The organism is Streptomyces durocortorensis, from assembly GCF_016901035.1.
GTDB classification, from domain to species: domain Bacteria; phylum Actinomycetota; class Actinomycetes; order Streptomycetales; family Streptomycetaceae; genus Streptomyces; species Streptomyces durocortorensis.
In genome coordinates, this window is sequence record NZ_JAFEUF010000154.1 from 1 (window position 1) to 8609 (window position 8609).

An 8609-nucleotide genomic window follows, 5' to 3' on the forward strand; every position below is an offset into this window, starting at 1 on the left:
TCTTGCTTGCCGGCGGTTCGCCGGTCGGCCCCACCCGCTGGGCCGGGGCCGTCTCGGCGCTGGTGCCCGGGGGCCGCGGGGTGCCCCGGGGTGGTGGTCGCGTGGCGGAACGCTTCTTCCCTGGTGCGCCAACGGGTTCGCCGGATCCGCCGGGACCGCCTCGCCGACCTGGACTTTCTCGCGGCTTATGAGGTTTATCCGCTCTTTGTCATACGTGAGAGGGAATCGGGAGGTGATGAGGGGTTCGCCGCGGATGTGCTGGGCAACTCTGGTCTCGCGACGTTGTGAACAGCACCGGGGTGGTCGGCCAACTCCCCCGGAACCAGCCGAATATGAAGCCGCAATTCCGCTTTCTGGAGGACATGACATGGCAAGTATCCGTACCGCTCGCGCCCTCGCCGCTGTCGCCGCTCTGCCCCTGACCGTCGCGCTCTGCGGCGGGGTCGCCCTGGCGGACAACGGCTCCTTCGCGAACGACGGATCGAACGCGGCCGTGGCGACGGTCGGCGGCAGCGGTGTCGGCGGCAACAACTCCGGCAACTCGTCCACGACCCAGCAACAGGCCGTCGGCGCCGGTGCGTCGAACCAGAACACGTCCGCCCAGGTCAGCAACTCGGCTTTCGTCCCGATCGACCAGTCGGACCACAGTGTCGCGGTGAACTTCACGCCCTTCTTCTGGTGATCCCCACCAGGTGAAACGGTCGTCGGGACCTCCCGGGGGGTGGGTTCCGGCGGACTGAACGGCAGCCCGCGCGGCGGCACTTCGGTGCCCTCGTGCGGGCTGCCGCCGTCTTGACAGGGATCGGTGCCTGACGGACAGTCAGAAAAGTCGGGGCGGGTCGACGGGGCGGCGGGCATCGGGACGTCGGTCGGCGGCGCTTCGGCGGTTGACGCATCCGCGGCTCTGGAGGACCCTCCGTGCATCTCGCTCCTACGGAACGCCAGCAGCAGCTCCGTGCCGAACTCCGTTCGTATTTCCGTACGTTGATGGCTGACGCGAGCACGAGCACGACCACGAGCACGACCACGAGCGTGAGTGAACAGCGGCGGCTGCTCCGGCGGATCGGCGCCGACGGGCTGCTCGGGCTCGGCTGGCCCGAGGCGTACGGCGGGCAGGGGCGGGGCCCCGACGAGCAGTTCGTCTTCTTCGACGAGGCGTACCGGGCCGGCGCCCCGGTCTCCATGGTCACCCTCAACACCGTCGGGCCGACCCTGATGGCGTACGGCACCGAGGAGCAGAAGGCGTACTTCCTGCCCCGGATCCTCTCCGGCGACCTCGTCTTCGCGATCGGCTACAGCGAGCCCGAGGCGGGTACGGACCTGGCGGCCCTGCGCACCCGGGCCGTGCGGGACGGCGACGACTGGGTCATCGACGGCCAGAAGATCTTCACCAGCAACGCCCAGCAGGCGGACTGGATCTGGCTCGCCTGCCGTACGGACCCCCAGGCCCCCAAGCACCGCGGCATCTCGATCATCCTGGTGCCCACCGACTCCCCCGGGTTCTCCTGGACGCCGATCCGGACCGTGGGCGGGGTCACCACCACCGCCACCTACTACGACGGCGTACGCGTCCCGGCCGCCAACCTCGTGGGCGAGGAGAACGGCGGCTGGCGGCTCATCACCAGCCAGCTCAACCATGAACGCGTCGCCCTGGCCGCCATCGGCATGCAGGCCGAGGACTTCTACGAGGAGGCCCTCGCCCATGCCCGCACTCCCGATCCCGCGACCGGGCGCCGCCGGATCGACGAACCATGGGTGCGCGTCCGGCTCGCGGAGGCGTACGCCCGGCTCGCGGCGACGCGCCTGCTGAACTGGCGGCTGGTCGACGCCGTCGGCGCCGGCGCACCCGCTCCTGGCGAGGCCAGCGGGGTGAAGTTCGCGGGCACCGAGAGCGCGGTCGAGGTCTACCGGATGTGCCAGGAGGTCGTCGGCGACACCGCCCTGCTCCGGGGCGGTTCTCCCGGCTGCTTCGGGGCCGGAGGCTTCGGGCCCGGCGGCGAGTTGGAGCGGATGAACCGGGCGGCCCAGATCAACACCTTCGGGGGCGGAGTCGGCGAGGTGCAGCGCGAGATCGTCGCGACGGCCGGGCTCGGGATGACCCGGAGCAAGCGATGAGCGGGGCGGGGGGCGAGGGCCCCCGGGCGGGCGCCGCCGGTCCACGGGTGGGCGCCGTCGGTCCACGGTCGGGCGCCGAAGGCACTCGGGCGGGCGCGGACGCCTCGCGGTCGGCCGAAACGGCTGAGCGCGACGAGCTGTTCGCGCAGCTCCGCGCCTACGAAGGCCGCGCCGCCGCCACCGCCGGGCGCGGCAAGGACCCCGTCAACGAGCCGATGATCCGGCACTGGTGCGAGGCGGTGGGCGACGCCTCGCCCGCCTACCGGGGTCCGGACGCCGTCGCCCCGCCGACGATGCTCCAGGCCTGGACGATGGGCGGGCTCTCCGGGCACACGGACGGCACGGGGCGTTCCGCCGCGTACGACGAGATGTTCGCGCTGCTCGACGGCGCCGGGTACACCTCCGTCGTCGCGACCGACTGCGAGCAGGAGTACCTGCGGCCGCTGCGCCCCGGCGACCGGATCACCTTCGACACGGTCATCGAGTCCGTCTCCCCGCGCAAGACGACCAAGCTCGGCACCGGCTACTTCGTCACCACCCGCACGGACGTCCGCGCCGACGGCGAACCCGCCGGGACGCACCGCTTCCGCATCCTCAAGTACCGCCCCGCACAACGGACTGAAGCCCCCGAGTCGGCGCGCCGTCCCCGTCCCGTGATCAACCGCGACAACTCCGGGTTCTGGGCCGGGGTCGCCGAGCACCGGCTCCTGATCCAGCGCTGCACGGACTGCGCGACCCTGCGCCTCCCCTGGCTGCCCGGCTGCAACGCCTGCGGCGGCGCGGAGTGGGACACGGTCGAGGCGGGCGGGGCCGGCACGGTATTCAGCCATGTCGTCATGCACCACCCGTCGTTCCCGGCCTTCGCCCCGGACGGCGATGGCGGGCCGTACGCCGTCGCGCTGGTCGAGCTGGCCGAGGGGGTCCGGATCGTCAGCAACGTGATCGGGGTGCCGTACGACAAGGTTCGCGTCGGCATGCCCGTACACCTGGAGTTCCTCCGGACGGACCCCGACCTCGAACTGCCGGTCTTCCGCGCGAGCGAAGGAGGTTGAGATGGACTTCACCCCGAGCGAGGAGCAGTCCGCCGCGCAGGGGCTGGCCGCGCGGATCTTCGGTGACCTGTCCACGCACGAGCGGCTGGCGGCGGCCGGAACGGGCACGGACGCGGAGCTGTGGAAGGAGCTGTGCGCGGCCGGACTGCCCGCCGCCGTCGAGGACATCGGGCTGCTCGGCCTCGTACTCCTCCTGGAGGAACAGGGGCGGACCACCGCCCAGGTCCCGTTCGCGGCGACCTGTGTGTACGGGCTGCTCGCGGTCGCCGAGCACGGTACGGCGGAGCAGCGCGAGCGCCTGCTGCCGGGGCTGCGCGACGGTACGGCGGTGGCGACGGGCGCGTTCCCGGCGCGGGGCCGCGTACACCTCGCGGAGGACGGTGCGCTGTACGGGGCCGTGCCCTGGGTTCCCTGGTTGCGCGACGCCACCCATGTGCTGGTGGCGGACGCGGACCTCGCCCTGTGGATCGTGGAGGCGAGCCCGTCCGGAGCTGGGGAGGGCGCGGCGGGCGTCACCGTCGAACCCGTCGAGACGACCGCGCCCTGGTCCGCGGGGCGGCTGGTTCTCGACGGCGTACGCGGTGAGCGGCTGGGGAACGGGCAGCCGGGGGCGTACGCGGCCGTCCTCGCCACCGCCCGTACCGCCTTCGCCGGGCTCCAGGCCGGGGTGTGGGCGGGCTCGCTCGCCCGCGCGGTCCACCACACCGTCACCCGTGAGCAGTTCGGGCGGCCGCTCTCCACCAACCAGGGCGTCCTGCTCCGCGCCGCCGACGCCCACATGGACACCGAGGCGATCCGCGTCACCGCGTACGAGGCGGCCTGGCGTCACGACGAGCAACTGGCATGCGAAGCAAAGGCGTTGACCGCCGCCTGGTGGGCCTCGGAGGCGGGCAAGCGGGTCGTCCACGCGGGGCAGCATCTGCACGGCGGCACCGGGGCCGACCTCGACCATCCGGTCCACCGGCACTTCCTCTGGGGCCGCCAGCTCGACGCGTACCTCGGCTGCGGCAGCGAAGTCCTGGAGGAGCTGGGCCTGTTGCTGGCGGACAGCGCTCAGGGGGATGCGTCATGACGCGGGCCTACCGGGTCGGCGACCAGTTGCCGCCCCTGGAGATCCCGTTGACCCGGACCCTGATCGTCGCCGGGGCCATCGCCTCGCGCGACTACCAGGACGTGCACCACGACGCGGAGTCGGCCCGGGAGAAGGGCTCCCCGGACATCTTCATGAACATCCTCACCACCAACGGGCTCGTCGGCCGCTACATCACCGACCACTTCGGCCCCTCCGCTGTCCTCCGCAAGGTCGCGATCCGCCTCGGGGCTCCCAACTACCCCGGTGATGTGATGCGGTTGACCGGGCACATCACCGACGTAAGAGCCGGAGAACCCGCCGAGGCGACCGTCCAGGTCACCGGCGACAACGGCATCGGCCGCCACGTCACCGGCACGGTCACCGTCGTTCTCCCGCACGAAGGCGAGGGGGCGACGACCACCATCGCCCTCCCGCAGAAAGGCGCAAGGGCGACATGAGCATCCGCAGAGCCGACTCGCTCGGCGGGAAGGCCGCGATCGTCGGCATCGGGGCGACCGAGTTCTCCAAGGACTCAGGCCGCAGCGAGCTGAAGCTGGCCGTCGAGGCCGTCCGCGCCGCCCTCGACGACGCCGGTCTCACCCCCGCCGACGTGGACGGGCTCGTCACCTTCACGATGGACACCAGCCCCGAGATCACCGTCGCCCAGGCGGCCGGGATCGGCGAGCTGTCGTTCTTCTCCCGGATCCACTACGGCGGTGGCGCGGCCTGCGCCACCGTGCAGCAGGCCGCCCTCGCGGTGGCGAGCGGCATCGCGGACGTCGTCGTCTGCTACCGGGCGTTCAACGAACGCTCCGGCCGCCGCTTCGGCTCCGGCGTCCAGCGGCGCGAGCCGACCGCCGAGGGCGCGGCGCTCGGCTGGAACCTGCCGTACGGGCTGCTCACCCCCGCCTCCTGGGTGGCGATGGCGGCCCAGCGCTACCTGCACACCTACGGCCTCGGCCCGGAGGTTTTCGGGCACGTGGCGGTCGTCGACCGGCGGCACGCGGCGCGGAACCCGGCGGCGTACTTCCACGGGAAGCCCATCACGCTCGCCGACCACGCCGCCTCCCGCTGGATCGTGGAGCCGTTGCGGCTGCTGGACTGCTGCCAGGAGACGGACGGCGGCCAGGCCCTCGTCGTCACCAGCGTGGAGCGGGCCCGCGATCTGCCCCGGCCGCCCGCCGTCGTCGTCGCGGCGGCGCAGGGGGCGGGCCGGTCGCAGGAGCAGATGACGAGCTTCTACCGGGACGGGCTGACCGGTCTGCCGGAGACCGCCGTCGTCGCCCGGCAGCTCTGGCGCAGCTCCGGACTGTCCCCGGCCGACATCGATGTGGGCATCCTCTACGACCATTTCACCCCGTTCGTCCTGATGCAGTTGGAGGAGTTCGGTTTCTGCGGGCCGGGGGAGGCGGGCGACTTCGTCGCGGCGAACGCCCTGCCCCTGAACACCCATGGGGGTCAGCTGGGGGAGGCGTACCTCCATGGGATGAACGGCATCGCGGAGGCCGTCCGGCAGATCCGGGGCACCTCGGTGAACCAGGTGGCGGGCGCGGCGAGATCCCTGGTCACGGCCGGTACGGGCGTTCCGACGTCGGGCCTGGTCCTGGGCGCGGACGGCTGAGCGGCACTGCCCGGGCCCCTGGGGCGCCCGGGGGTGGACCCTGACGGTCGCGCGGAGGCCCCTCCCCCTTCAGGAGGTGCAGGGTGGACGCCCCCTACAACCTGAGGCGGACGGCGCTTCGGGACCTGGGGCCGATCCCCTCGGCGGCGGCCGCTCCTAGCGTTGAGTACATGACCACGCCAGTCTGCACGGGCGCCTCCAGGGCAGCCTCTGCCACCGCCGCCGGCCACCCCCACGCGCCCTACGCGTCGTTCTCCTCGTACGTACGGGCCCGGGGGCCGGTCCTGCTGCGTACCGCGCGCTCGCTCACCGCGAACCCGTGCGACGCGGAGGACCTGCTGCAGACCGCGCTCACCAAGACGTACGTCGCGTGGGAGCGGATCGAGGACCACCGCGCGCTGGACGGCTACGTCCGCCGGGCCCTGCTCAACACCCGCACCTCGCAGTGGCGCAAGCGCAAGGTCGACGAGTTCGCCTGCGAGGAGCTGCCCGAGCGGGAGACCGTCCCGGCGCCGGACCCGGCCGAGCAGCAGGCGCTGCACGACGCGATGTGGCGCGCGGTGCTCAAGCTCCCGGACCGCCAGCGCGCGATGGTCGTCCTGCGCTATTACGAGGACCTGAGCGAGGCCCAGACGGCGGAGGTGCTCGGCGTGTCGATCGGTACGGTCAAGAGCGCCGTCTCCCGCGCCCTCGGCAAGCTCCGCGAGGACCCGGAGCTGACGCCGGTCCGCTGACCGGGGCGATCACCAGAGAATCGGGGCAATCAGCAGGGAACTGGGGCAATCACCGAGGATGCACAGCGCCCGCCCCGGGCGGGGTGCCCATATGGCCCCCGGTCAGGATTTTTCTCCCGTGAGTAGTGACATACCGCGTGGTATGTGCGCAGAATCAGCGGAACCTTACTGCCGCGTAGCGCCCACCGGGAGGACGCCGTGCTGAGCACCATGCAGGACGTACCGCTGACTGTCACCCGCATCCTGCACCACGGGATGACGATTCACGGGAAGTCGCAGGTCACGACCTGGACCGGCGAACCCGAGCCGCACCGTCGTACCTTCGCCGAGATCGGCACCCGCGCCACCCAGCTGGCCAACGCGCTCCGCGACGAGCTGGGCGTCGACGGCGACCAGCGGGTCGCCACGCTCATGTGGAACAACGCGGAGCATGTCGAGGCCTACCTCGCCATCCCCTCCATGGGCGCCGTGCTCCACACCCTCAACCTCCGGCTGCCGCCCGAGCAGCTCGCCTGGATCGTCAACCACGCGGACGACAAGGCGGTGATCGTCAACGGTTCGCTGCTGCCGCTCCTCGTGCCGCTGCTCCCTCACCTGCCGAGCATCGAGCACGTTGTCGTGGCCGGCCCCGGCGACCGCTCGGCCCTCGCCGGGATCACGCCCCGCGTGCTCGAGTACGAGGAGCTGATCGCGGGCCGCCCCACCACGTTCGACTGGCCCGAGCTGGACGAACGCCAGGCCGCGGCCATGTGCTACACCTCCGGCACCACGGGCGACCCCAAGGGCGTCGTCTACTCGCACCGGTCGATCTACCTGCACTCGATGCAGGTCAACATGACCGAGTCGATGGGGCTGACCGACAAGGACACCACGCTCGTCGTGGTCCCGCAGTTCCACGTGAACGCGTGGGGGCTTCCGCACGCCACGTTCATGAGCGGCGTCAACATGCTCATGCCGGACCGCTTCCTCCAGCCCGCCCCGCTCGCCGACATGATCGAGCGCGAGCGCCCCACGCACGCTGCCGCGGTCCCCACCATCTGGCAGGGCCTGCTCGCCGAGGTCACCGCCAACCCGCGCGACCTCACCTCCATGGCCAACGTGACCATCGGTGGCGCGGCCTGTCCGCCCTCGCTGATGGAGGCGTACGACAAGCTCGGCGTCCGGCTCTGCCACGCCTGGGGCATGACGGAGACCTCGCCGCTCGGCACGATGGCCCACCCGCCGGCCGGGCTGAGCGACGAGGAGCAGTGGCCCTACCGGGTCACCCAGGGCCGCTTCCCCGCCGGAGTCGAGGCACGGCTGGTCGGCCCCGGCGGCGAACACCTCCCGTGGGACGGCGAGTCGGCCGGTGAGCTGGAGGTCCGGGGCCCCTGGATCGCCGCCGCCTACTACGGCGGGTCCGACGGCGAGCACCTGCGCCCCGAGGACAAGTTCAGCGAGGACGGCTGGCTGAAGACCGGCGACGTCGGCGTGATCAGCACCGACGGCTTCCTCACCCTCACCGACCGGGCCAAGGACGTCATCAAGTCGGGCGGCGAGTGGATCTCCAGCGTCGAGCTGGAGAACGCGCTGATGGCCCACCCGGACGTCGCGGAGGCGGCCGTCGTCGCCGTGCCGGACGAGAAGTGGGGCGAGCGGCCGCTGGCGACGGTGGTCCTCAAGGAGGGCGTCACCGGGACCGACTACGAGGCGCTGAAGGCGTTCCTCGCCGAGTCGGGCATCGCCAAGTGGCAGCTGCCGGAGCGCTGGTCGGTCATCCCCGCCGTGCCGAAGACGAGCGTCGGCAAGTTCGACAAGAAGGTGATCCGCAAGCAGTACGCGGAGGGCGAGCTGGACGTCACCCAGCTCTGATCCTGAGCTCTGAGCCTTCGCACCGCACGTTTCACGTGAAACAGGGCGGGGGGGGGGGGGGGGGGGGGGGGGGGGGGAGGCCCCCCGCGACACCCGCCGCGAGAGGGGGGAGAGGCGGGGCGGGGAGGGTCTGAGGGGCACGAGACGCGCGACCGCAAGCCCCG

At 72.1% G+C, this 8609-nt stretch carries 8 protein-coding genes; all 8 read left to right on the plus strand.

Annotated elements, in window-relative coordinates:
* The first annotated feature begins 367 nt into the window (after window positions 1-367).
* The 8 genes from JS521_RS24480 to JS521_RS24515 all read left to right on the plus strand — a co-directional run bounded on the left by JS521_RS24480 (window position 368) and on the right by JS521_RS24515 (window position 8445).
* Complete coding sequence (locus JS521_RS24480; protein ID WP_205085101.1) at window positions 368-682, plus strand: hypothetical protein; 315 nt, start codon at window positions 368-370, stop codon at window positions 680-682.
* Window positions 683-918: 236 nt separating this feature from the next.
* Entirely contained in the window at window positions 919-2115 is a 1197-nt protein-coding gene (locus tag JS521_RS24485) for an acyl-CoA dehydrogenase family protein (RefSeq protein WP_205085102.1), read from the plus strand.
* Entirely contained in the window at window positions 2112-3167 is a 1056-nt protein-coding gene (locus JS521_RS24490; protein ID WP_239487771.1) for a bifunctional MaoC family dehydratase N-terminal/OB-fold nucleic acid binding domain-containing protein, read from the plus strand. The genes JS521_RS24485 and JS521_RS24490 overlap by 4 nt, the downstream gene beginning before the upstream one ends.
* 1 nt (window position 3168) lies before the next feature.
* Window positions 3169-4239 carry an acyl-CoA dehydrogenase family protein gene (locus tag JS521_RS24495; RefSeq protein WP_205085103.1) on the plus strand — a complete coding sequence of 357 codons (1071 nt, stop codon included), beginning with the start codon at window positions 3169-3171 and terminating at the stop codon, window positions 4237-4239.
* On the plus strand, window positions 4236-4697 hold the full coding sequence (locus JS521_RS24500) for a MaoC family dehydratase (protein ID WP_205085104.1): 462 nt from the start codon (window positions 4236-4238) through the stop codon (window positions 4695-4697). The genes JS521_RS24495 and JS521_RS24500 overlap by 4 nt, the downstream gene beginning before the upstream one ends.
* Window positions 4694-5860, plus strand: coding sequence for a lipid-transfer protein (locus JS521_RS24505; protein WP_205085105.1), 1167 nt, complete (start codon window positions 4694-4696; stop codon window positions 5858-5860). Before JS521_RS24500 ends, JS521_RS24505 begins: the two co-directional genes overlap by 4 nt.
* A gap of 170 nt (window positions 5861-6030) precedes the next feature.
* On the plus strand, window positions 6031-6594 hold the full coding sequence (locus JS521_RS24510) for a SigE family RNA polymerase sigma factor (RefSeq protein WP_205085106.1): 564 nt from the start codon (window positions 6031-6033) through the stop codon (window positions 6592-6594).
* 198 nt (window positions 6595-6792) lie between these two features.
* Window positions 6793-8445: a long-chain fatty acid--CoA ligase gene (locus JS521_RS24515; RefSeq protein ID WP_205085107.1), complete on the plus strand. Its 1653-nt coding sequence runs from the start codon at window positions 6793-6795 to the stop codon at window positions 8443-8445.
* Window positions 8446-8609: the final 164 nt, after the last annotated feature.